The organism is Jonesia denitrificans DSM 20603, assembly GCF_000024065.1.
GTDB lineage: Bacteria > Actinomycetota > Actinomycetes > Actinomycetales > Cellulomonadaceae > Jonesia > Jonesia denitrificans.
The window spans coordinates 2,225,076-2,249,320 of the sequence record NC_013174.1; the positions used below are offsets into that span (position 1 = coordinate 2,225,076).

General features: G+C 58.9%; 23 protein-coding genes and 1 tRNA gene. 13 read left to right on the forward strand and 11 right to left on the reverse strand.

Annotation, left to right across the window (positions count from 1 at the left end; genetic code table 11):
* Positions 1–83: 83 nt before the first annotated feature.
* Positions 84–971, reverse strand: a complete 888-nt coding sequence (locus JDEN_RS10245; RefSeq protein WP_015772304.1) for a flagellin N-terminal helical domain-containing protein — start codon at positions 969–971, stop codon at positions 84–86.
* A gap of 107 nt (positions 972–1,078) precedes the next feature.
* Positions 1,079–1,975 carry a sigma-70 family RNA polymerase sigma factor gene (locus tag JDEN_RS10250; RefSeq protein WP_226926558.1) on the reverse strand — a complete coding sequence of 299 codons (897 nt, stop codon included), beginning with the start codon at positions 1,973–1,975 and terminating at the stop codon, positions 1,079–1,081.
* Positions 1,976–2,425: 450 nt separating this feature from the next.
* On the opposite strand from JDEN_RS10250, the gene flgN reads away from it, so the two are divergent.
* Genes flgN through JDEN_RS10275 form a run of 5 tightly spaced genes read left to right on the forward strand, consistent with a single transcriptional unit; the run spans position 2,426 to position 6,846 of the window.
* Positions 2,426–2,911 carry a flagellar export chaperone FlgN gene (gene flgN, locus JDEN_RS10255; protein WP_015772306.1) on the forward strand — a complete coding sequence of 162 codons (486 nt, stop codon included), beginning with the start codon at positions 2,426–2,428 and terminating at the stop codon, positions 2,909–2,911.
* 8 nt (positions 2,912–2,919) lie between these two features.
* Complete coding sequence (flgK, locus tag JDEN_RS10260) at positions 2,920–4,311, forward strand: flagellar hook-associated protein FlgK (RefSeq protein WP_015772307.1); 1,392 nt, start codon at positions 2,920–2,922, stop codon at positions 4,309–4,311.
* The gene (gene flgL / locus JDEN_RS10265) at positions 4,308–5,225 is read left to right on the forward strand and encodes a flagellar hook-associated protein FlgL (protein WP_015772308.1); all 918 of its coding nucleotides are present in this window, start codon (positions 4,308–4,310) and stop codon (positions 5,223–5,225) included. Before flgK ends, flgL begins: the two co-directional genes overlap by 4 nt.
* On the forward strand, positions 5,222–5,593 hold the full coding sequence (locus JDEN_RS10270) for a flagellar assembly protein FliW (RefSeq protein ID WP_015772309.1): 372 nt from the start codon (positions 5,222–5,224) through the stop codon (positions 5,591–5,593). The genes flgL and JDEN_RS10270 overlap by 4 nt, the downstream gene beginning before the upstream one ends.
* Positions 5,594–5,649: 56 nt before the next feature.
* Positions 5,650–6,846 (forward strand): EAL and HDOD domain-containing protein, encoded by a 1,197-nt coding sequence (locus JDEN_RS10275; RefSeq protein WP_015772310.1) that lies wholly within the window; start codon positions 5,650–5,652, stop codon positions 6,844–6,846.
* Here the strand turns inward: JDEN_RS10275 and JDEN_RS10280 are convergent.
* The 3 genes from JDEN_RS10280 to JDEN_RS10290 all read right to left on the reverse strand — a co-directional run bounded on the left by JDEN_RS10280 (position 6,818) and on the right by JDEN_RS10290 (position 9,153).
* Positions 6,818–7,885: a hypothetical protein gene (locus tag JDEN_RS10280; RefSeq protein WP_015772311.1), complete on the reverse strand. Its 1,068-nt coding sequence runs from the start codon at positions 7,883–7,885 to the stop codon at positions 6,818–6,820. The genes JDEN_RS10275 and JDEN_RS10280 overlap by 29 nt on opposite strands.
* A gap of 98 nt (positions 7,886–7,983) precedes the next feature.
* Positions 7,984–8,763, reverse strand: a complete 780-nt coding sequence (locus tag JDEN_RS10285; RefSeq protein ID WP_015772312.1) for a DUF3027 domain-containing protein — start codon at positions 8,761–8,763, stop codon at positions 7,984–7,986.
* A gap of 6 nt (positions 8,764–8,769) precedes the next feature.
* On the reverse strand, positions 8,770–9,153 hold the full coding sequence (locus tag JDEN_RS10290) for a cold-shock protein (RefSeq protein ID WP_015772313.1): 384 nt from the start codon (positions 9,151–9,153) through the stop codon (positions 8,770–8,772).
* 159 nt (positions 9,154–9,312) lie between these two features.
* Between JDEN_RS10290 and JDEN_RS10295 the strand changes: the two genes are divergently transcribed.
* From JDEN_RS10295 to JDEN_RS10325, 7 genes are all read left to right on the forward strand, one after another.
* Positions 9,313–11,781, forward strand: coding sequence for a helicase-associated domain-containing protein (locus JDEN_RS10295; protein WP_015772314.1), 2,469 nt, complete (start codon positions 9,313–9,315; stop codon positions 11,779–11,781).
* Positions 11,778–13,454 (forward strand): DNA repair helicase XPB, encoded by a 1,677-nt coding sequence (locus JDEN_RS10300; RefSeq protein WP_015772315.1) that lies wholly within the window; start codon positions 11,778–11,780, stop codon positions 13,452–13,454. Before JDEN_RS10295 ends, JDEN_RS10300 begins: the two co-directional genes overlap by 4 nt.
* 93 nt (positions 13,455–13,547) lie before the next feature.
* On the forward strand, positions 13,548–14,126 hold the full coding sequence (locus JDEN_RS10305) for an NYN domain-containing protein (RefSeq protein ID WP_015772316.1): 579 nt from the start codon (positions 13,548–13,550) through the stop codon (positions 14,124–14,126).
* A 111-nt stretch (positions 14,127–14,237) separates the two neighbouring features.
* Positions 14,238–14,948 (forward strand): response regulator transcription factor, encoded by a 711-nt coding sequence (locus JDEN_RS10310; RefSeq protein WP_015772317.1) that lies wholly within the window; start codon positions 14,238–14,240, stop codon positions 14,946–14,948.
* Positions 14,949–14,962: 14 nt separating this feature from the next.
* Positions 14,963–16,525, forward strand: a complete 1,563-nt coding sequence (locus tag JDEN_RS10315) for a sensor histidine kinase (protein WP_015772318.1) — start codon at positions 14,963–14,965, stop codon at positions 16,523–16,525.
* Between the two features lie 168 nt (positions 16,526–16,693).
* Positions 16,694–17,422 (forward strand): HD domain-containing protein, encoded by a 729-nt coding sequence (locus JDEN_RS10320; RefSeq protein WP_015772319.1) that lies wholly within the window; start codon positions 16,694–16,696, stop codon positions 17,420–17,422.
* 84 nt (positions 17,423–17,506) lie between these two features.
* A complete protein-coding gene (locus tag JDEN_RS10325; RefSeq protein ID WP_049754473.1) occupies positions 17,507–17,845 on the forward strand; it encodes a WXG100 family type VII secretion target in 339 nt (112 codons plus the stop codon).
* Between the two features lie 107 nt (positions 17,846–17,952).
* On the opposite strand, the gene groL is transcribed toward JDEN_RS10325, so the two are convergent.
* The 5 genes from groL to JDEN_RS10350 form a co-directional block, all read right to left on the reverse strand.
* On the reverse strand, positions 17,953–19,584 hold the full coding sequence (gene groL / locus JDEN_RS10330) for a chaperonin GroEL (RefSeq protein ID WP_015772321.1): 1,632 nt from the start codon (positions 19,582–19,584) through the stop codon (positions 17,953–17,955).
* A 186-nt stretch (positions 19,585–19,770) separates the two neighbouring features.
* A complete protein-coding gene (locus tag JDEN_RS10335; protein ID WP_015772322.1) occupies positions 19,771–20,253 on the reverse strand; it encodes a GyrI-like domain-containing protein in 483 nt (160 codons plus the stop codon).
* 214 nt (positions 20,254–20,467) lie between these two features.
* Positions 20,468–21,943 (reverse strand): phytoene desaturase family protein, encoded by a 1,476-nt coding sequence (locus tag JDEN_RS10340; protein ID WP_041287910.1) that lies wholly within the window; start codon positions 21,941–21,943, stop codon positions 20,468–20,470.
* A 12-nt stretch (positions 21,944–21,955) separates the two neighbouring features.
* Positions 21,956–22,615: a LytR C-terminal domain-containing protein gene (locus JDEN_RS13140; protein ID WP_049754474.1), complete on the reverse strand. Its 660-nt coding sequence runs from the start codon at positions 22,613–22,615 to the stop codon at positions 21,956–21,958.
* A gap of 170 nt (positions 22,616–22,785) precedes the next feature.
* Positions 22,786–23,079, reverse strand: coding sequence for a DUF3263 domain-containing protein (locus JDEN_RS10350; RefSeq protein WP_015772325.1), 294 nt, complete (start codon positions 23,077–23,079; stop codon positions 22,786–22,788).
* Positions 23,080–23,174: 95 nt separating this feature from the next.
* Here JDEN_RS10350 and JDEN_RS10355 point away from each other — a divergent pair, with 95 nt between their 5' ends.
* A complete protein-coding gene (locus JDEN_RS10355; RefSeq protein ID WP_226926557.1) occupies positions 23,175–24,080 on the forward strand; it encodes an SGNH/GDSL hydrolase family protein in 906 nt (301 codons plus the stop codon).
* 69 nt (positions 24,081–24,149) lie between these two features.
* Here JDEN_RS10355 and JDEN_RS10360 read toward each other — a convergent pair.
* Positions 24,150–24,224, reverse strand: a tRNA-Thr gene (locus tag JDEN_RS10360).
* Positions 24,225–24,245 lie beyond the last annotated feature (21 nt).

The following is a 24,245-nucleotide window of genomic DNA, read 5'->3' on the forward strand; positions in this document are numbered from 1 at the left end:
AGTGTTCGTGGCGGGATAAGAAAAAAGTGCGGCCCTTCTTCAATGTGAGAAGGGCCGCACAGTGATCGTGCTGGTAAATCAGATTAGCGCAGGAGGGAGAGAACACCCTGAGGGATCTGGTTTGCTTGAGCAAGCATCGCAGTACCAGCCTGAGACAGGATCTGCGCACGAGTGAACTGCACCATCTCCTGAGCCATGTCGGTGTCACGAATACGGCTCTCAGAAGCAGACAGGTTCTCCACAGCCACGTTAATGTTCTTAATCGTGTGCTCAAACCGGTTCTGGTACGCCCCAAGCTCCGCACGAGCAGTCGACACGTTTCCGATTTGCACATCAATACGCTCAATCGATGCCTGCGCAACGGTGTGGTTGTCGAAGCTGATGCCAGCAAGAGTTCCGTCGTTTACACCTGTTACCGTGCCAGCAGCACCAACGGCGAGTTTGGCTGCCACTGTCGCGACGTCTGCGCGGGCGAGGTCAACGGTGATGGCGGAGTTGGTGTTACCGTCTGCACCAACCTGGAAGTTCAGCGCGGTAGCCCCAGTCTTTGTTCCATCAAGCAGTGTGGTGCCGTTGAAGTTGGTGGACTGGGCGATGCGACCAAGTTCAGACACGAGGCTTTTTGCTTCGGTCGTGATGTTGGCGCGTGCTTCGGTGTTGTTGGAGTCGTTCGCACCCTGCACGGCAAGGTCACGAAGACGCTGCAAGATCGCGTGGGTTTCCGTGAGCGCACCTTCAGCGGTTTGCACCATGGAGATACCGTCTTGCGCGTTACGGGCAGCGACCTTCAGGCCACCAACCTGTGAACGAAGACCTTCAGAGATCGCCAACCCAGCAGCATCATCTGCTGCACGGTTGATCCGGAACCCAGAGGACAACTTCTCCAACGACTTGGAAAGGTCGTTCTGAGTGTTCGCAAGGTTGCGGTAGGAGTTTACTGCCGCAATGTTCTGGTTAATAGAAAGACCCATGATGTCATCCTCCGTGATTCGTTCGGGTCGGGCTGGCGCCATCCGTGGCGCTTACCTACAGTGATCGGCGGGTGCCGACTAGACATGAATGTTTATGGTGAAAGTTTTTACGCTGTGGTGGCGAACGTTGGCTCTGCGTGTGGAGTGCCGCCGTTGAGCGCGTCCACGACAGCTGCCTCGGCGGCGCGCACAGACTGTGCCACCTTTGATGCGGTAATTGTTGCTTGGACTCGTTCACCGATCTCAGCGAAGTACTTTTCGCGGCGGCGGTGGACAACACCACCTTCACGTTCTGGGGTTGGCACACGGTCGGGGTTCAGGTGTGCGTTCATCCCGTCGCGCAGAAGCACCATGGCTTCAGCACGCAGCTGTGAGACACGTGACTGCGTGACACCCAAGGATTCGGCGATCTCTGTGACAGACTTTTCCTCGAAGAAAATTTGCTCCACAATGGCGCGGAGGCGTTCGGGGAGAGCAGAGACAGCTGACTTGAGGTAGACGATTTGTTCGGAAGCGATGAGCGCCGCTTCTGGACCAACCTCACGGGTGGGGAGAACCTCGGCGAGCGCACCGTCGTACCCTTCGAAGCTGAGCACCTTCGTGGCTGCCTGGTCGCGAGCATCGTCAATGTCGCTGAGGGGGACACCGAGTGCGGTAGCAAGCTCTTGGCGGGTGGGGGTTCGGCCAAGGGTTGCGGTCAGTGTGTCAGACACCTGGTTGAGGTCGCGGATTTTTTTGCGAACTCCGCGTGATACCCAATCCATGGATCGCAGTTCATCGACGAGGGCGCCCTTGATTCGGATCGCTGCGAACCGCGCGAACGGGACCCCGCTTGAGGGGTCGAAGTTGCGGGCTGCTTGCACGAGAGCGAATTGTCCGGCTGAGGACAGTTCGTCACGTGTGACGTGGCTGGGCAGGCGCACGAGCATATCGTTGACGTGGTAGCCAACAAGATGCAAGTTCTCGGTCACGAGGCGCTCTTGGGTGTCTGTCATGGTGCTCATGCGTTTCAGTCTGGAGGCTTGAGGACACATTTCCAAGACCTTCACACCAACTCGGGGTGCACAGGTGATTCGAATAAGCGATGGGGAGAGGTCCCCATCCCCGGAATCTCGCGGTTTCTTGACCAAAGCAATTATTACTGTGATTTGCATCACACTAACCGCGTGGAAAGTATTTCTTCACCCGTGAAACAAAGTATTTGTGATCGATCACATCCAAAACGGACACGCATTCGCGCTGGTGAGGTTAGCCTTCACAAAAACTCCCTAACCAGGGCCGTGGAAGCGCTCCCGTTAAGAAAATGTGATGAAACAGTGGATCATTTCACCCGCCCAGTCCCTTCCCAAAGCCGTCTCCACTGTTTTTCCTAAAGATTTCCCCATCCCTCCGATGAGCACAGTGGGACACTACAAACAGAAGATGTTCCACCACCACGGAGAGAAGCGAGAACCATGGACCTGTCCACACTCAACAGCTTGCTGTGGAACGAACGGCAGTTGCTTGAGCTGTTGCTCTTCAAGCTCGAAGAGGAACAACTCCTCCTTGCAGCTGGAAAGTCCCGTTGGTTGTCCCACGCAACACGTGAAGTGGAAAATGTCCTCGAACAAATTCGTGGGGCAGAACTCGCACGTGAAGTCGAAACCACCCACGTCGCTGCGCAACTCGGTCTCCCCACACACGCCACGCTCCTGGACATCTGCGAACGCGCAGAAGACCCATGGGGGGAACTCCTCACCTCCCACCGGCAGGCACTGCTCACTCTCGTGTCCGAGATTGATGCGCTATCCACAGGCAACAAAGAACTTCTCACCACCGCACAGCGTGCGATCTCCGAAACGATCGCCCACTACCAGCGCGACGAAAAAACCTACGACCACACCGGTGCGACACGGTCGACCACCGACTCCCCAGCACAGATCTTTGATCAGAGCCTCTAAAGGAAATCATGAGCACCTTCTCGGGACTGTCTACTGCCCTCTCCTCCCTCAACGCACAACGCGCTGCAATGGAGATCACTGGGCAGAACATCGCGAATGTCAACACGCCCGGTTACACTCGGCAACGTGCTGACATGACCCCTGTGTCTGCAGGTCAAACGGCTTCCCTCTTTTCACAGGGCGCAAAGATCGGGAACGGTGTGCGGATCACAGACATTTCACGGCTAGGCGACATCTTCCTCGACGCCCGCGTACGCACCACCACCTCATCGGCGAGTTACCTCACTGCACGAGCGGAGGTGTATGAACGTCTCGAATCCACCATCAACGAACCTTCGGACGACGGAATCTCAGCGCAACTCAACAAGTTGTGGACATCGTTTCAAGACTTATCGAACAACCCTCAAACTCTGGCAACCAAACAAGTCGTGTTGGAAAACGCCAAGCAAGTTCAACAAGGCATTGCCTCCGGTTACTCGGCGGTGTCAACCCAATGGAACCAAGTGCGCGCTGAAGTGGAAGCACACGTCACCGAGGTCAACACCACTGCAACCGCCGTCGCGGAACTCAACGGACAAATCCGCCAGACGCTCGTCTCCGGCGGCAACCCCAACGAACTCATTGACCAACGAGGCCAGTTACTGAACTCCTTGAGCGCGTTGACCGGCTCAACAGTTCGCTTTCAAGACGACGGCACCGCCGACGTCTACGTCGGTGGGAACCCCCTGGTCCAAGCCAACGCCTCTCGCACACTGACCGTTGCTGGTGCTACCGCCATCACCGGCGCCACGGACGCCGCATCAGCAGTCAAGGTTGTGTGGGATCGCCCCGGTAACCCTGCCGTCAGCTTCGACGGCGGGCAAATTGCCGGGAAACTCAGCGCCCTCGCACCCGCCACTGACGGCGGTATCCTCACAACCGCAGCGAACCACTACAACACCATTGCCGAATCCCTGGCAGACAAAGTCAACGCACTACACAACGCCCCTCCCCTGTTTGACCTGGGGGCTGGGCCATACGCGGCAACGTTGAGCGTTGCCATCACCAACCCTGCTGACATCCAAGCTGGTGCAGTGGGCGCCGGTGACTTTGATGGCTCTGTTGCCGATGCGCTGTCCCAGTTGGGGATCGCCACCGACGGACCAGATGCGTTGTGGCAAACCGCGGCGATCGCAACAGGTGTGGCAGCAAAAGCCACCGCAGACTCAGCAACAGTGGCCTACGCAGCACAATCCACCGCTGAGGGTCTGCACATCGCAGCGACATCGGTGGACACGGACGAGGAAACCGTCAACCTCCTCAGCTACCAGCGCGCCTATCAAGCAGCGGCACGTGTCATGACGACCGTGGACGAAATGCTTGACCAGCTCATCAACCGGACAGGAGTGGTGGGACGATGATCTCTCGCGTCACCCAGCAGTCAGCGCAACGCAGTGTGCTGGCCAACATGCAGAAGAACCTTTCCGCGATGGCCAAACTCCAAGAGCAAGCCTCCTCAGGGAAGAAAATCGCGAAGGTCTCCGATGACCCAGCACGCGCATCGGACTCGATGTCGTTACGTGCGGAACGTGCCGCCACTCAGCAGTACACTCGTAACGCTCAGGATGGGTTGTCGTGGTTGAACGTCATTGACTCCTCGCTCACGTCCACTGCGTCCATGTTGCGTCGTGCCCGTGACCTCACCGTCCAAGGGTCAAACTTGGGAACAATGTCAGCACAAGCCCGCGAGGCAGTTGCCGCAGAAATTGACGGCATCAAAGCCGGCATCATGGAGCAGGCGAACACCCAGTATTTGGGCCGTTCCGTGTTTGCTGGTACCTCAAGTGCTGGTCACGCGTTCGAAGACACGGGGACCGGGTACGCATTCACAGGTGCTGCCGGCACCAGTGTGGAGCGTCGGATCGCCGCTGACGTCACTGTCCGGGTCGACGCTGATGGCGCAAGCGTTTTTGGTGACCCCACCGAAACTGACCCAGCCTCCCCCAACTACAACGTCTTTGTGCTCCTTGACGACATTGCGAACACGCTACGCACCGGTGGTGACCCGCAATCAGCGCTCAACCAACTGGATACACGCATCGACGCTGTTCTCAACACGGCCACGACAGTTGGTGCCCGCACCAACCAGGTGGAGTCAGCAATTTCGCTGACCAGCTACAAATCCGAAACGTTGCGCACAGACATTTCCTCAGTTGAGGACATTGACCTGGCACAAACAATCATGGACCTCAAACTCCAAGAAGTTGCCTACCAAAGCTCCCTCAACGCCTCAGCACGCGTGCTGCAGCCGACCCTTTTGGACTTCCTGCGATGACCATTCCTCACACGCTGACGTTCCTTGCGCCCCTGCCCGGCATTGGGGTCATGAACGAGGTCACTGTTGAACCTCTTGACGATGCGGGGCTGCTTTTCGCGGCCCGTGACCAGTCGGATCGCCGGTTGTTCCTCTTGGATCCGGCGCCCTATTTTCAGGATTACACCCCCACTCTCACCGGTGAAACTCTCAGCGAATTGGGAACCGACACCCCAGATATTTATGTCATTGTCACTCCTGGTGGGGAGCATTCTGGTCCATCTGCGAATTTGCTTGCCCCGATCGCGGTGAACCCGGTCAGTCACGCCGCGCTGCAAGTCATTCTTGCTGACGAATGGCCAGTACGTGCTCCGCTGACAGCGGCATAACCACACCCCCACTCCACCTTGCCCGTTGGCCGCGGGTGTATCTTTTGAGGACATTCATGGATGAGACTCTGACTGCCCCGGCGCACCGTGCTTCGCTCAACCGGTTGGGCATTTTTTCACAGGATGGGGCCGTGTTAGGTTACGTGCTTCTTCCTGTTCCGGGAGACCCGGCACGGATGATTGGCACCCCTGAGGCAAACACACGACTTGAGCGAGCCTACGAGGCACTGGCGTTGACGGACATTCTTGGTCCGCGTGCCCGAGCGTTTGTGTGGGCCACGGAAAAGATGTTCACAGACCCGGCGGAGTTCACTGAGGTTCCCAACCTTGCCGGGCTCATTATTAGCCCGTGGCATGCTGGTCGCCCTGATGCATCCGACCGGGCCATGCTCATGCGGGAACTCCACCTGGGGTGTCTCCTGGCGGACTTCACCGGCACACCAGGACAACTCGCTCTGCTCCCCTTCGCGCACTACGTCATTATCGATTTTTCCCGCGACGACGCTGAAGAACTCACCGAACGAGCTCGCAACGCGAACGTCTCTGTCATCGCCTCATACGCGTATGACCGCACACGCCTGAAGTCGGCGTGGAAATCGGGAGCCCAGTTCGCTATTGGGACGGTGTACCGGGCGAAGGGCCCAGACTCCACAAAACCCATGACTCCCGGCGAGCTGCAGTGCCTCTCGGCGATCCGTATCCTCGGTGAAGACGACCCAGACCTCAACCAAGTTGCCGATATTTTGTCGACTGACCCCGAAATTATGCTCCGCATTTTGCACATGGTGAACTCCGCAAGCACCGGGATCACCCAGCGCGTTGATTCCATACACCGGGCTGCTGTCCTGCTTGGACCAACCCGCATTATGCCGCTGGTGATGGCATCCCTCATCTCAGCGCGTGTCCACGACATGGATGGCCTGTGGTTCCTGCTCACACGGGCCGCCGCAGTGCGCGAACTCTCCGGGGCGGAAGCCGGCTACACAACCGGTCTTATCTCTGCGCTCGCCTACGAGTCTGGGGTTGATGCCGAAACATTGGTGTCCACCACACGGGTGTCACCTGATGTCACAGCTGCCGTGCTCCATGGGGAAGGCCCCTTAGGTCAGGCCCTGCGGGCAATTGTTGCCCACGAAATCGGGAATTACGACGCAGTGCGTGCAACCGGTTACGACATCGCGAGCGTTGCTGACGCTTACCTCACTGCACTGCCCTGGGCGTTGGCTACCCTGCGCGCTCTGTACTCTCAGTAGCAGGACTCTCGCGCGCAGCACCCACCCCCATCGGGTCCTCATCCATGGACTGATAACGTGACACTGCCTGAACCATGTGTGCGTCAGCCAACGACGCCGTCGCGGTGGTCGTCGTGAACGCAGGGGCAGTCACTCGGGGGACATCGTCATCGTCGTCAGACAACAACGGGTTCTGTGGTAGCGCAGGCAACTCCTCATCAAGGATGTCCTCACCACGCTCACGTGCTTCGTGGGCTGACTGGCGCAGTTCCACCCGCAACCCGTCCAAACCCATCTTCAGCGCATCGTCAATTTCATGCACCAACTGTGCCAACGATTCCCGCTCAATGGTCAAGTGCCGTTTCCGGGGATTAATCATGGACAGCAATGCCTTATGAGCATTGCGGACAAGCTCATGAAGTGCCGTCAATTTGCGCTGCACCACGTGAACCTCGTAAGGGTCAGCTCCCTGTGCGTTCAGTTCCTTGAGATCGTCGCTGATGCGCTGGTAGAACGCTGCGAGTTCATAAGCCCGCCACATGGCCTGGTGGGCTTCTGCCCCACGCCGCTCATCACGTTCCGCAACCCGGTTGATCTGCGCATACTCAAGCGCTGTGATCCGGTGAAACATCCGCTCCGAGGACTCTTCCTCGATCGCTGCCACATCGAACGGTTCACGAAGGTCCTGGGCACAATCGTTGTAAAGAAACTGGTGCCCCACAAATAACATGGCAGGAACTAACAGCAACCACAGCGGAAACTGCTGAACCACAATAATGATGAGCAACGCCGCAGTCACAATGGTGACCGGTGTTTGCGCCGCATCAAGTGACCGGTACGTCTTTTCAAGCCGGTCACGCTGAAGCCAAGACTGCGCAAGACGCTGCGCGTCGTACGTCGACAGATGCGGTGACACAACATAATGCCGAGTACGCGACGGGTCGACGGTTTCAGCCCCGACCCGTTGATCTTTCACCTCGATCCATCGAGGAACAGAAACAACGACGCGACCGGCTCCGCCAATCGACGCCGTAGATTGTGGAGATGACGCGGATTCCATTCCAGCCTCACATACTCGCTCACGGCACAAGCTCTTCATCCCTATATCGGCAGGGCCGCACAAAATATGAGGAACCCACGTGACGAGGGGGGAGACGGTTAGGAGGTTGTCACCTGTTCGATGGACTCCTCATCGATGAGGGGCGCGTTCGCCGGCCATTCAGAGACCCGGTGCGGCACATCGGTTTCAGAATGGGCGCCACAGCCATGACCTAACGCAACAACACGACCGTCATCAGGTGACCATTCGTTCGCGCACACCCCAAATACCTGCCCCAGGGTCCCTTGCAATGGGATGAGGAAACCACACGAGCCGCATCCTGCCGCAGACTGAAGCGAACCAGCCGACCGTGGCCCCTGTTCCCCGCGATACCACCGCTCAGCAGCTTGTGCGCGCCCGTCTTCAGACAGCACACGAGCCCGGGCAAGAGCAAGTTCCTCAATCGCAACCCGGTCTTCGTCCTCGTTCCCGGTAGGTGTGTACCCCGGCGTTAGCCGAGGGTCACCCTCAACGAAGGGAAGGACATCTCCTGGTCCGATGTCACCAGGTTGCAACCGATCAGCCCACGGCAACCACGCTGGAGGTAGCAGTGCTCCCTCTCCAGGAAGAAGGGTCACCTCGCACACTGTCGCGGTCCTCGCTCGCGGTGCGCGCGCGAGGACCACTGTCCAGTTCCAGCCCACATATCCGCGCATTGTCGCCGCGAACTGTAACGCGGCGAGTCGTTCGCCTTCCATAACAAGTCCTGCAAAGTCACCCACATCATCAGGGTGATCTGCCGCGTGAACAGCGGCGTCGCGGGCGAGCTCAACGGATTGGGCAAGGATTGCGTCCTGGCGCGGAGCCCGCGGTTTACGGGGAGCAGGAGGAGGTGTCATGTGGTATTAAGCCTCAAGAGAGTCAGCGATGGCACGGAGCACGTTCGCGGTTTTCGTGGCAGATGCTTTGTCGGGGTACCGTCCACGACGGAGTTGGTTTCCCACCGCATCAAGAAGTTTGATGACGTCTTCAACAACGACAGCCATTTCGTCGGCTGGTTTCCGTGTTGCACGAACCACAGAGGGCGGTGGATCCAGGTAACGCACGGACAAGGCCTGGGGGCCTTTACGACCGTCGGCAACACCGTACTCGACTCGCGCACCTGGTTTCGGAGCGGGCGCGTCAGTGGGCAGTGCTGTGGTGTGGAGGAACACCTGGTGACCATCGTCGCCTGTGATGAATCCAAACCCACGCTCTGCGTCGAAGAACTTGACCTTACCGGTTGGCACGTCTACCTCTGTGTGGTGATTGGCGGAGGGTGTCTCCGCACTGGTCTGTCAAAACTACAGGATACCCCGTCCCTTGGATCACGTCGCTTGAGTTGTGCGTGGTTCGCTCACGGCGTGGACAAGTGGGAGAGTGTTTACCACATCTGTACAGTAGATGCGATGGTGAGTTTTATCGATGTGGTGCGCGGGATGGATCATGACGCCCTGGCCCGGCTATTCCATGCCCGCCCGGATGTCGCCTCTCCCTCCCCCGGAACCCTCACCTCGCTTGCCGCACGTGTCACCAGCCCAGGCAGCATTCGTCTGTGTTTATCCACGCTCTCACGCCCCTACCTTGACGTGCTCGAAGCAGTCGCAATTCTCCAATCCCTGCACGTGTCGACCGACGACGACACCATCGCCCACGCCCTCGACTCCCATGACGTCATCGGACCACGTGGACCGCTCACCCTTCGCACACTTCTTGACACTCTTGATGCACTCGCCCTCACCTACCCACACAATGCCCGTGGTGAGCGCCGCCTCGCACCAGGAGTTGCGGACGCACTAGGCCCCTTCCCCGCCGGATTCGGCCCTGCCGCCCCTGAAGGCTACAGCGGCCCCACCACCAAGAACGATCTCATCAGCGCGCTCAGTCCCGCTGTCCAGGATGATGCACTCACCGTGATTACCACGTTGACGTGGGGGCCGCCTATTGCCCGAGTCCCCCGGGATCTGATGACACGCACCACCCTGACCCCCACCCATGCGGCGTTACGTGAACTTGTCGCCTGTGGGGCGCTCCTCACCCCCGAACCAGGAACTGTTGTCCTCGTCCGCGACCTCGCATTTGCTCTTCGTGATCACCGCACCCACCGTGGTTTGACGCCCTGGCCGGCCCACGCATCGTCAAGCCTGACACCCCACCCCCACACTCCTGCCGTCACGGCACCCCACACCGCGCTCACCTGTGCCACCCACGCACTTGACACCATCCGCCATCTCGAACATCTCCTCACTGAGCTGGCGCACCGCCCTGCCGCAACGGTTCGCTCAGGCGCGCTGGCAGCGCGCGAGCTGAAACGGCTGAGTGAAGCCCTCGCCCAGCCCCCTGTCACCATTGCGCGGCTCCTTGAGGTGGGCTACGCGGCCCGGCTCCTTCGCCGCGATGACAATGAACCCCACGACATTCGCCCGACCCTTGCCGCCAAATCCTGGCTTGGACATGACACCCCCACCCGGTTCGCTGAGCTTGTGACCTGGTGGTTGGCCAGTTCGCGCACCACGTGGACAATGATCGACGATGACGGGAAAGTCACCAGCGTCGTGGATCCTACCCGGCACGACCCGTGGGTGAGCACCACCAAGCAGCATCTTCTGACTGTCATGGACGCGGCAGGCAATGGCGCCACCCGTGGCCTCGTGGACGCCTGTTTGACGTGGTGCACACCGCGCCACACTGCACCGAGTGACATCATCACAGGGATCCTCGATGAAGCCCGTTTCCTCGGTGTGGTCACAGACCACGTTCTTCTCCCGGGTCTTGCTGAACACGGGCCTGCGCAAGCCCTGACGGACGCGTTACCCCAGCCCGTCACCCAGTGCATTATTCAAGGTGACCTCACTGTTCTTGTTCCCGGGTTACCGGACCCAAGTTTGGACGATCTGCTCACTGCCTGCGCCGACATTGACTCACGTGCCAACGCAACCACTGGGCGATTCACCTCCGAGTCCATTGCCCGTGCGTTTGATCGCGGCTGGTCAAGCGAGTCACTACTCGCCCAGTTGACTCAGGTGTCCGTCACCGGGATTCCCCAACCGTTGGATTACCTGGTGCGGGATGTGGCGCGCCGCCATGGCAGTATCCGGGTGGGAGGGTTGGCCAGTTACGTGCGTTTAGCTGACGATGCGCTTGTTGCTGCAGTGCGTGCGTCACCGGCGTTACGCACAGCAGGGTTGTTCGAGTTGGCGCCCCGAGTTCTTGGCAGCGCGTTGCCGGTTGCTCACTTGGTGGGTTCGTTGCGTGATGCCGGGTTTTCCGTGGTGGTCGAGGACCATGCTGGCGCGATTGTGGTGGCGGACGATGTGCCTGTTCGCGGGTTCATTCCGGTGCGTGCTGTTGCTCGCCGTGGAGAGGCTCCCGAGGGGTTGCACGGGGTGGGGTCCGAACCGGTTGCTGCGGTGGCGTGGGCACCAGTTACGGAGATCACCGACGGCCAAGTGGAGCAGCATACTCAGCTTGCGCGTGCTGTTCGGGCGGCGGAAGACGCGTCACTATCTCACGGGTACGGGGATTCGCCTCGCCCAGAGGACCAGGAAGGCCCTGGGGTGAGTTCAGAGTCCTCATCGGACCCGGTCGATGGGAACACCGGGGGAGGCCGGTCGCCTCACGCGCACGGTCGCGACGGCACCAAGCACCTACATGAGGGTGCTGCGGTCGTGGGCGACCACGTGTTGCGGTTACGGGACGCGATCGACTCCGGAATGAATGTGGACATTGATCTTGTTGATTCACACGGGCAGATCACAACCCGCACTGTTCGCCCGTTGACCCTCGATTCTGGTCGGCTTCGTGTTCTTGACCCTGCCCGCGATGTGGAACTGATCATCGCGGTTCACCGAATCGTTCATGTTCAGGAGACCTCATGACTGATGGCCCCCTCATTGTCCAAAGTGATAAGTCACTCTTGTTGGATGTGGCGCATCCGCTGGCTGATGACGCTCGCCGCGCGATCGCCCCGTTCGCAGAGTTGGAGCGGGCGCCTGAGCATATCCACACGTATCGGCTGACACCATTGGGGTTGTGGAACGCGCGGGCTGCTGGCATGGACGCGGAGTCGGCTGTCAATGTCCTCATCACCTACTCGCGTTTTCCAGTCCCTCACAGCGTGTTGGTGGACATCGCGGAAACGATGGCCAGGTACGGTCGCCTTACCTTGATGCACCATCCCACCCATGGGTTAGTTCTTCGGTCCACTGATCCTGCAGTGTTGGCAGAAATTACTGCTGCGGCTCGGACAAAAAAGTACTTGGGTCAGCGTGTGGATGACGACACGGTGGTTGTGCACCCTTCAGACCGGGGAAATGTGAAGCAGGCACTGATCAAACTGGGATGGCCTGCTGATGATCAGGCCGGCTACGTGAACGGTGAAGCACACCCCATCACGTTGACCCGTGATGATCCGCGTACCCACACGTCATGGGATTTACGCCCGTACCAGCAGCATGCGACTGATGCGTTTACCTCTGGTGGTTCGGGGGTTGTGGTGTTGCCGTGCGGGGCGGGGAAAACCCTCGTGGGTGCCGCAGCGATGGCGAACATTTCCACAACAACACTCATTTTGGTGACCAATACTGTCTCAGCCCGGCAGTGGCGGACTGAACTCCTTGCCCGTACGAGCCTCACTGAGGACGAAATTGGGGAGTATTCGGGAACAACAAAAGAGATTCGCCCAGTCACGATTGCGACTTATCAAGTCCTGACTTCGCGACGCAAGGGTGCTTACACTCACCTGGATCTGTTTGGGGCTCGCGACTGGGGTCTGATCATTTACGACGAGGTCCACCTATTGCCGGCACCTGTGTTCCGGATGACTGCGGACCTCCAAGCGCGTAGGCGCCTTGGTCTGACCGCTACCCTGGTGCGCGAGGACGGTCGGGAAGACGAAGTGTTCTCCCTCATTGGCCCCAAACGGTATGACGCACCGTGGAAAGACATTGAAGCGCAAGGGTATATCGCCCCGGCTGATTGCACAGAGATCAGATTCACGTTGTCCAACGCGGAACGGCTGACGTACGCCACTGCTGAACCGGATGACAAGTATCGGTTTGCTGCGAGCGCCCCGGCAAAAACACACATTGTGGAGCACATTGTGGCTCAGCATGCGGGGGAACCCACTCTTGTCATCGGGCAATATTTGGACCAGTTAGAGGATATTGCTCAGCGGCTTGACGCACCGCTCATCACAGGGAAAACACCGGTCAAGGAACGACAGCGGCTTTTCGATGCGTTTCGTGCTGGGGAGTTGACCACTCTTGTCGTGTCGAAGGTGGCGAACTTTTCCTTGGATCTGCCTGAGGCGACGATTGCCGTACAGGTGTCGGGGTCGTTTGGTTCCCGGCAGGAAGAAGCTCAGCGGTTGGGGCGCATTATGCGCCCGAAAGCTGATGGACGACGCGCCCATTTCTACACGATTGTGGCCCGGGACACGGTGGACCAAGATTTTGCAGCGCATCGGCAGCGGTTCTTGGCGGAACAGGGGTATGCGTACACGATTGTTGATGCGGACATTGACTCGCAGGAGTCCGCGTCGGACACGTAACGTCCCTTGTCAGGTGCCGCAGGTTGCGAAGCTTCTGGTGTGGTTCAGGCGAGGCACCCCCACAAGTGGGGGTGTTCGCCGTAGACTCGCAGTATGTCAAGTACATATATTCACGGTGAGCGGCCAACCTACCTCCTTGTTGATGGGGAGAATATTGACGCGACTCTCGGCATGAACGTGCTGGGGCACCGCCCAAATCCTGATGAACGTCCCCGGTGGGACCGTATCTCTGAATTTGCCCGCGAATTGTGGGGGCAATCTGTCACAAAACTATTTTTCCTGAACGCCTCTTCTGGGCAAATGCCGATGCCTTTTGTTCAGGCACTGCTTGCCATGGATTACCGGCCGATCCCGTTGTCTGGTGAGAACCACGAAAAAGTTGTGGACATGGGTATTCAGCGGACTCTCGATGCGATTCGTGACCGTGACGCTGATGTTCTTCTGGCCAGTCATGACGGTGATTTCATCCCCCAAATTGAGGCCCTACTTGACGGCACCCGCAAGGTGGGTTTGCTGTGCTTCCGCGAGTTTGTCAATGCGCAGATGGCGCAACTTGAGGACAAAGGGTTGACGTTCTACGACCTGGAAGACGCAGTGGGTGCGTTCAACACCCCGCTTCCACGAGTTCGGATCATCCCAATCAGCGAGTTCAACCCAGAACGTTTCATCTAACACCACCGTATTGCCTTCACTGGGCGGGATGCTTGACAGAGCAACCCGCCCATCGGTGTCTTATCAGAACCCTCCCAGGCGATCCACAGCCACAGGGTGCATGCTAGAGACATGAGTGAAGCGCGCCTGGTCGTTGTTGATGACGAACCGAACATCCGAGAGCTACTCGCAACCTCTTTGCGGTTCGCGGGGTTTGAAGTGTTCGCCGCAGCCGACGGATTATCAGCCATCCAACTCATCACCGACACAACCCCTGACCTCGTCGTCCTTGACGTGATGCTGCCCGACCTCGATGGTTTCGAAGTCACTCGGCGCCTTCGGAGCAAAGACATACACAGTCCCGTGCTCTTCCTCACCGCCAAAGATGACACCCAAGACAAAGTGATGGGCTTAACCGTCGGCGGCGACGACTACGTGACAAAACCCTTCAGCCTCGAAGAAGTTGTTGCCCGCATCCGTGCGATCCTTCGACGCACCAACCACCAAATCGACGACAACGACGCTGTCTTGTCCTACGCAGACCTTGACATGGACGAAGACTCACATGAAGTCCGCAGGGCGGGGGTTGTGGTTGACCTCTCTCCTACCGAATTTAAGCTCCTGCGCTACCTGATGTTGAACTCAGGGCGCGTTCTGTCAAAACAGCAAATCCTCGACCACGTGTGGGACTACGACTGGGGTGGCGACGCGAACATCGTCGAGTCCTACATTTCTTACCTGCGCCGCAAAATTGATGCCGTCACCCAACCAGACGGCTCCCCCGTCCAGCCTCTCATCCACACCAAACGTGGAGTTGGCTACATGCTGCGCAAACCCCGGTAACTGGGCGGCACACAATGACCACCCCCACCCCACCACCTCCGCCCCCAACCCCTGAAGACAACGCACCCACCGGTGCGAGACGTCTCCACCCAGTGCGTGCCTGGTTTGAACGACGATCCCTCAATGCACGGCTCACCGCACTTGTCATGCTCATCCTCACCGCAGGCCTGATGTCAGCGACCTTGCTCACCACCACCATCGTGCGCAACTACCTCATCCAGTCCATCGACGACGACCTCACCACGACCTACTCCAACATCGCCAGTCAGATCATCACCGATCAATCAGGAACCTCCATCCTTCCCTCGGACTACTATCTCGCCGTCGGTAACAGCAACGGGCTCCTGAACTACTGGGTCCAACCCGAAACTGCCAATAGCCTCGGCGTCCCCGACCTCAACACCTACCTACGACGCGACTTCCCCCACACGCAAATCCCTTACGACGAGCCCTTCACCACCGACGCTGTCATGACCTCCGCCCAGTGGCGGGTCCTCATCCAACGATTTCACTCCAACGTCGGACCCATCGACATTTACGTAGCACTCCCTCTCACAGAAACTGAACAACTCGTTGACCATGTGCAACGCATCCTCATGCTCACCGGTCTGTCAATCATCGCAATCGGCGGGGCCATCGGATCGCTCGCCGTGTCCCGCTCCCTGAAACCACTGGCTGGAATCGAACGAACCGCCGCAGCCATCGCCCAAGGTGACCTCTCCCGGCGTATCCCGCAGTCTCCCGCAAGCACTGAAGTTGGTTCCCTCGCCCGCTCCCTCAACACCATGCTCGCCACCATCGAACGAGCCTTCGCCGCCCAAGAAGCGTCGGAAGCGAAAATGCGGCGCTTCGTGTCAGATGCATCCCACGAACTGCGCACCCCACTAGCCACAATCCGCGGCTACGGTGAGCTCTACCGCATGGGCGCACTCACCGACACCGACGCCCTCAACGACACCATGCGTCGCATCGAAGACTCCGCAACCCGCATGGGATCCCTCGTCGACGATCTCCTTGCCCTCGCCCGCCTCGACGAAGGACGCCCACTCCACCACGACGACGTTGACGTGACCGTTCTTAGTCTTGACGCGCTCGCAGACTTACGGGCACTAGACCCCAGCCGCACAGTCACCCTCACGCGACTTGACGGGCGAGCAGGGAGCCCGCCACCACTACACGTCATTGGTGACGACGCCAAACTCCGCCAAGTGTTCGCGAACCTTGTGGGCAACGCCATTCGTTACACCCCCGCAGGAAGCCCCGTAGAAATCGCGTTAGGCCCCCACCCCACCCAACCCGACCACGTCCGCATCGAGTTCCGAGACCACGGCCCAGGAGTAGCAGACGAGCACCGGGAAAAGATCTTTGAACGCTTCTACCGTATTGATACCTCCCGCACCCGCGACCTGGGCGGATCTGGACTTGGCCTGGCTATTGTCAGTGCCATCGTCCATGCCCACAACGGGCGCACCCACGTGAGCGACCCCCCCGGCGGGGGCCTGACCATCACCCTGGACCTCAAGGCCGCGCCAACCAGCAACACCAGCAACACCGGAACAACTGACACAGAACTGTGATCCACGAGCGCAGAAACTCACTGCCGTTCGGCACCTAAGAGGGCTACTATGGGCGATGAGGTGGCACCGGACGCCGCGCCCCAGCGCACGCCCCACCGGTTCTACCTTCTGGAGTGACACCCCCGTCACTGCCAGAACCAGTGTGTCTCACCAGAGCAGAGGGTCCACATGTTCACCGAGACTACTGAGATACCTCAGTGGCTCCTTTCCTCGTGGTTGCGCAGCTGTCAAGCTGCCGGCGCGACCGCCAATGACGCAGAACTGATCGCGGTGTGTCGTGATCTGATCGACCGATGGAACGGCGAGGATCGCTGCTACCACGGTGTCAAACACCTCGTCGACGTCCTCACACACGTTGACGAACTCGCTGCAGAAGCTCAAGACCCCGATCTTGTTCGACTTGCCGCCTGGTACCACGGTGCAGTGTTTTCTGCAGAAGCGCACAGGGCTTACGCGAACGAAGCTGGCGAAGACGAAGTCGCCTCCGGTGTACTCGCACGCACACAACTCGCGTCTTTAGGAGTACCAGAGGACAACGCCGAAAAAGTGTCGCGTCTCGTCACGAACCTCGTGCGACACAAAGGAAGCGGTTCAAGCACTGACGGGGCTGTGTTGTGCGACGCCGACCTCGCAGTCCTTAAGTCAGACCCGCAACACTACAAGCACTACCTTGCAGCGATCCGTGAGGAATACTCCCACATCCCTGTTATCGATTTCGTGCGGGCCCGACTACGTATTGTCACCCGGCTGTTGGAGCGGGAAAACCTTTTCTCCACAGCTGGGGCGCAAGGATGGGAAGAAGCTGCCCGCCAAAACCTCATCGCAGAACAAGCTCGCCTGACCAAAGAACTCAAGAAACTCTCTCAGGCAGACGAACCAGTCGCCCACAGCGCCTGACACCACTGATCTCCACAACATGACCGGTGGTGGATCGTGCACTCGCTTCACTGGCGTCCACTGTGTTCTACCCTTCCAGGTGTCATGACACGCAGCCAAAACTGCGTGTCGAATCCCACCTTGGAGGTTGCCATGTCATCTTTTGCGGTCGATACCGCCGCTGTCACCCACGCGGCATCAAATGTGTCCCGATCCATTTCCTCAATCCGCGCCGACGTCCACACACTGATGCGTCACCTCCAAGAGCTGCAAAACTCCTGGCGTGGTGAAGCGTCCGCCGAGTTTCAAGCAGCATCAGCACAATGGCACAGCACCCAAGCACAAGTTGAGGTGTCGCTCGAGTCGTTGGGGCATGCACTAGGACGCACTGCGGATGTCTACCTCGAAGCAGAACACAACATTCGCAGCGCCTTTCGGCGCTAGTGTCACGTGCATGTGTCCTTCACATACAAAGGGTGGCCCCCACACGTGTGGGAGCCACCCTTTGTGACGCTTCGTGGCGCTACCAGTGAGCGCTACGCATCATGGGATTAGAAGCCCATGTCGCCCATGCCAGCACCTTCTGGCATTGCAGGAGCCTTCTCAGGCTTGTCTGCAACGACTGCCTCAGTGGTGAGGAACAGTGCAGCGATCGATGCAGCGTTCTGCAGCGCGGACCGGGTGACCTTCACTGGGTCGTTGACACCAGCAGCGAGCAGGTCCTCGTATACGCCAGTTGCGGCGTTAAGTCCCTGGCCGGCAGGAAGGTTGCGGACCTTCTCAGCAACAACTCCACCCTCAAGACCAGCGTTGATCGCGATCTGCTTCAGTGGGGCGTCGATTGCGGAGCGCACAATTGCTGCACCGGTTGCTTCGTCCCCTTCGAGCGAGGACAGTGCGTCCTTGTCGAATGCGGCTTTACCAGCCTGGATCAGTGCAACACCACCACCGGCAACAATGCCTTCTTCGACAGCGGCCTTTGCGTTACGCACAGCATCTTCGATGCGGTGCTTACGTTCCTTCAACTCAACCTCAGTTGCGGCGCCAGCCTTGATGACAGCGACACCACCGGCGAGCTTCGCGAGACGCTCCTGAAGCTTTTCACGGTCGTAGTCGGAGTCAGACTTGTCGATTTCCGCGCGGATCTGCTTGACGCGACCAGCGATCTGGTCTTGGTCGCCTGAACCTTCAACGATGGTGGTCTCGTCCTTGGTGACAACAACCTTGCGTGCCTGACCAAGAAGGTCCAAGGTCGCAGTTTCGAGCTTGAGGCCCACAGTTTCGGAGATGACCTGTCCACCGGTAAGAATCGCGATGTCCTGCAAGATCGCCTTGCGGCGGTCACCGAAGCCAGGTGCCTTGACAGCAACGGACTTGAAGGTGCCACGGATCTTGTTCAACACGAGGGTGGCAAGTGCTTCACCTTCGACGTCTTCAGCGATGATGAGCAAGGAACGGCCTTGCTTCATGATCTGGTCAAGAAGTGGCAGCAGGTCCTTAACGTTGGAGATCTTGGATTCAACGAGAAGGATGTATGGGTCTTCGAGGACTGCTTCCTGACGCTCTGGGTCTGTCTCGAAGTAGCGGGCAAGGAATCCCTTGTCAAACCGCATACCTTCGGTCAGTTCCAGTTCGAGACCAAAAGTGTTGGACTCTTCAACGGTGATGACGCCTTCTTTACCAACCTTGTCGAGGGCTTCAGCGATCAGTTCACCAATTGCTGGGTCACCAGCAGAGATAGCAGCTGTTGCAGCGATCTCTTCTTTGGTTTCGATGTCTTTCGCGGCAGTGAGGAGTTCCTCAGTGACTGCGTTAACAGCCTTTTCGATTCCACGCTTCAAAGCAATGGGGTTCGAACCGGCAGCGACGTTGCGCAGCCCTTCACGCACAAGCGCCTGAGCGAGGACAGTCGCGGTGGTTGTTCCGTCACCGGCGACGTCATCAGTCTTCTTGGCGACCTCTTTGACGAGTTCTGCACCAATTTTCTCGTAAGGCTCTTCGAGTTCGATCTCCTTAGCGATGGACACACCATCGTTAGTGATCGTTGGGGCGCCCCACTTCTTGTCGAGCACAACGTTACGGCCCTTGGGACCGAGGGTGACCTTGACGGTGTCGGCGAGGATGTTGAGCCCGCGCTCCATACCGCGCCGGGCTTCCTCATTGAATGCAATGAGCTTTGCCATGGTGGATTATTCCTCCGCTGGTGGCTGTGTGGATGGCTGGCGATGCCCGCGACGGACGATTCACAACCTCACAGTTCACGTCACTGAGTCAGTGCGAATCTCATCGGTCAGCCGACGTTTTATCACTCTCCATGCGAGAGTGCCAATTCCATCTTGGCACTCTCGCATGGAGAGTGCAAGATCGGGTTAGGCGATCGGCCAGGAGAGTTCTGTGACACACGCACGCTGATCGCCGTGTTCATCTGGCAGCCGAATGTAACTGGCCCAGGACACAGGACCCGGACCATAGCCGTTTTCACCTAACCACGCACGCAAATGGTCATAGCCATCAGCTAAGTATTCGTGGCTCCCCTGCACAATGAGTGAGGCAACTGGCCCACCGGGCAGCGTCCCCATGGTGATGCGTTGTGTTGTGGGAACCTTCACCGTGACCGGGTAAGCCGCAGCAACCTCCATCATGGTGGACGATGCGATGTGGGACAACGTCACTGGAGGGCCACTAACCGGGATCCTATTGAGATTCAACCACGACGCTAGCTCCGGAAAAGCCGTGGCATAAAACGCTGACACATGGGCTGGATTCAACGTGCCACGGATGAGAACAACCGGTTGCGGTTGGCGCATCGTCACACGCGGGTCCGAGAACGCGTTGCCCACTCGAAAACTCATGCCGACCACGCCTCCTCACCCGATGTCCTGTGGCGACGGCCTTTCTTAGTGGTGGCCGCACCGCCGCTATTTCTGCTAGGAGTCTGCCATGCATCGGACGAACGCGACACTCAGGCGATTCCTGCTCTCGATGGTGTATCGACGCGGGCAGGCAGAAAGATAATGGTCATCACACAAACAAGGGGCGTAACTGACATCACAGTGTGTCAGATCATCAGCGTGACGGGGCCAGCGAAGGAGGCGTCATCACCCCGAAATCCTGGGCAAGAACCCGCTGCGCCGCAAACCATCCGCCCAGCCCGTGCACGCCTGGGCCCGGCGGGGTCGAGGACGAACATAACCACATTCTTGCCACCCCCAACGAATACGGATCCCGCGACAAGGAAGGGCGAGCAATAATCTGCCACATCGTGGCAGCCCCCGCTGCAATATCTCCACCCACATAGTTGGCATTATGGGCCGACATCTGTGATGCAGGGATCGCCTGCGATGCAACAATCGTGTCCCGGAACCCCGGCGCAAAACGTTCGATCTGCGCGATCACCAGGTCCGTCGGATCAACCTCACTATCACGCGGCACATGCGCATACGACCATACTGGTCGGTGGCCCGCCACCGCACGGGACGGATCAGCAACCGCAGGGTCAGAAACTAACACCATCGGCGAAGCTGGAACCACACCCCGATCCACGGCAGCCTCAGCGGCAACCATCTCACCACGGGTACCCCCCACATGCACAGTCCCTGCCCCCCGCATCCGCGAGTCCCCCCAAGGGATTGGCTCACTCACCACAAAATCAACCTTCGCTGCAGCATTTCCATACCGAAACCGTTCCAATGCGCGCCGCAACCGAGCAGGGACAGCATCCCCCACAATCGACAACGCCGCATGCGGGGTCGTATCAAACACCACAGACCGCGCCCTCGGTAGATCGCCACGCTCCACCACCCGGCACCCAGTGACCACCCTGCCACCGTGCGCCACAAGATCAGCAACAAGCGCATCGACAATCACCTGGGACCCACCCTGAGGGATCACCCACCCATGACTGTGTGCCAACGCCCCCAACATCAGAGCAGTACCAGCACCTGCAAACGACGGCAGCGGAGAAATCGCGTGCGACGCCACCCCGGTCAATAACGCAGGAGCAGCATCACCGTGAAACCGCGCATTCCACAGTGGACTTCCCTGTTCCACGACAGCAGCCCCAAACGAGGCCATCCCCCACGCACGGGACAACAGGTGTGCGGGAAGAGACCGTTTATCACTGAGCGCAGCAGCAATCACCGCATCTGGGCGGGAGGCAAGAGGCTCCATCAACGCCCGCCACGCGCCGTCATCACCGCCCAACTCGCGAGCAGTACGATCAAGGCTGCGATAGGCAACGGCAGCGCGACGTGCATCAAGTGGTTGGGCGTACTGAACCTCTGGTTCATGCAGGACCACACCGCGAGCTGCTAAATCAAACTCGACAAAAAACGGGGACGCAACAGCCATTGGGTGCACGGCGGAACACAGGTCATGTCGCATCCCCGACATCAGTCCAAGATCGACGGTGCGGGCCCCGCCACCAACTGTGTCGTTGGCTTCCAGCACCACAACGGACAACCCCGCCCGTGCGCAGGTCACTGCGGCAGCGAGCCCGTTGGGGCCGCTGCCCACAACAACCACGTCCACTGCGTCACTCATGGGCGACGCCCGTTACCTAATGACAACCGAGATATTCGCCCGGAGGGACTCTACTTCAACAAGTTGCGTGATCCCGAGGACCTCTCCCACCCGTTCAGCCGTTCCGCGGTTGTCAGCACCAAGGTAGTAAATCAGCGACGAAGTGGGGGGTTCACCCTCAAAGTTGGCAGCTTCAACGGCGGTAAAACCGTCTGCCGTGAGTTTGTCGGCGAACTGCCCTGCTTGCCCAGCAACCGACCCGGCGTTAAGAACTCGAACCGACGCTGTCCGATCTACTGTCGCTGCTGGTGTTTCTTCCGGCTCTTCTGAGTCCGTTCCTTCACCAGTGTCGCCCCCGTCATCGGTGGTGTTGTCGGCCGGTTCTTCGTTGTCTTCCGTCTGCCCGTCGCCTTCTGCACCGTCCCCCTCACCGTCAGTAGCGGTGTCCTGTGTGTCTGCTGGAGTCTGTTCCCCAGCGACGTCGGTGATGGCTTCAGAGACTTTAGAATCAGGGTTTTGTGTCAGGAACCAGATGGCACCCGCACCCAACATGGCACACAAAACGGCGGTCATGACATAGGGCCATAACCGTTGCCACGCAGTACGTGGAGTGCGGTGGACTCCGGGGTGAGGGATGTCGCCTGGGGCGAGATCGAACTCATCCCGCGGGTAGTTCGGTGCTCTCTTGCTCACGGCCCAAGACTACCGGCTCCATCTGAGATGACAAGGTCCTCCTCTCCCCTTCTCGGACCACCTCCCCGGGAGATCCGCGTCATTGTGCGGTTTCTTCGGTGCTTGACGATGCGCGTCACGTGCGGCGTGTTTCGATGAGCGCAGCGCTGTGGACTAGGCGGTGCGGCGGGTTAGGACGGCAGGAACCGTGCTGCGGTACGGCCGTTTTTCTCGGTCATTGTTCGGATTCGTCGAACGACTGCTGGCGCGTGGTGTGCGGCGCAGGGCTTAGTGACCACATAGGCAAGGAGTTGGTAGTAGCTGGTCACAGACAGGCCCAGCTCTTCGGCGATAGCGCGTTCTTTCGATGCGGTCCGGGTCCACGTGCGCGATTCGAGGTCGAGGACCGCTCGTTCCTGCTCAGTGAGGTAATCCGCAGGGCGGCGAGTAGCGGGGACTGGTTCGGGGGCATCGTGATTCGTCACCCCTTAACGATAAGGTGAGAGTCTGACATGAATCTCGGGCGGCCACGCGTTGACCCCAGGTGGAAAAACGCCTGACAACGGAGAAGAATACACACGTGAACCACGCATCGACACCACAATCCTCCGCTGACCACTCCTCTGCTCCTCATGACCACATGAACTCATCAGGCCAGTTCGAGGCCCGCTCAACGCCGACTGTTGAACTATCCTCTGAGCCTCCCCAGTGGCGTTCGTATGTGGCTATTGGCGACTCCTTCAGCGAAGGACTGTGGGATGTGGCCCCAGAAAACCCGGACGTGTGTCGAGGGTGGGCAGACATGCTGGCGCTTACACTGTCGAGTCGGCGTCAAGCGGCTGGGCTTTCGCCGTTGTCATACGCGAACCTTGCCATTCGTGGACGACTTCTTCGGCCGATCATTTCTGAGCAGTTGCCTCGCGCATTGGATATGTCACCTGATCTTATTTCCATCATTGGTGGCGGTAATGACATTTTGCGGCCCGCTGTCGACGTTGACCTGATTGCCGCTCACTTGGATCATGCTGTGGCGCAAGCACGCGCAACGGGCGCTGATGTGCTCCTCGCCACAGGAACAGACTTTTCTGGACGGGGTTCGTTAGCTTTTACGCGGTCTCGCACAGCAATCTTTAACTCCCACATTTGGTCAATTGCTCAGCGTCATGGCGCCTATGTGGCAAACATGTGGGGGCACCGCACAATCAGCGACCCGCGGATGTGGGCAGAAGACCGCATCCATCTCACCACACAGGGGCATCGCCGCGTTGCGGATATGGCGTTGGTGGGGTTGGGGCTCCAGCCTGAAGATCCTGGGTTTGATGCTCCTCTTGATGACCCACAACCGAAAAACCCTCGCGTGCGTGCACGCGAGAACATTGTGTGGGCTCGGGAACATGTTGGTCCTTGGATCAAGCGTCGCTTAACTGGGACGTCAACAGGGGATACCCGGGTGGCGAAGTACCCGACGTTAGAGCCCATCGATTAATGATCAGCATCAGGTGCCTCGCACACGAAGTAAGCCCCACCACATGGTCATGTGGTGGGGCTTACTTCGTGGAGCCGCTTGTCGGATTTGAACCGACGACCGCTCGCTTACAAGGCGAGTGCTCTACCACTGAGCTAAAGCGGCTTTCGCACGCAGGCGTGCTGT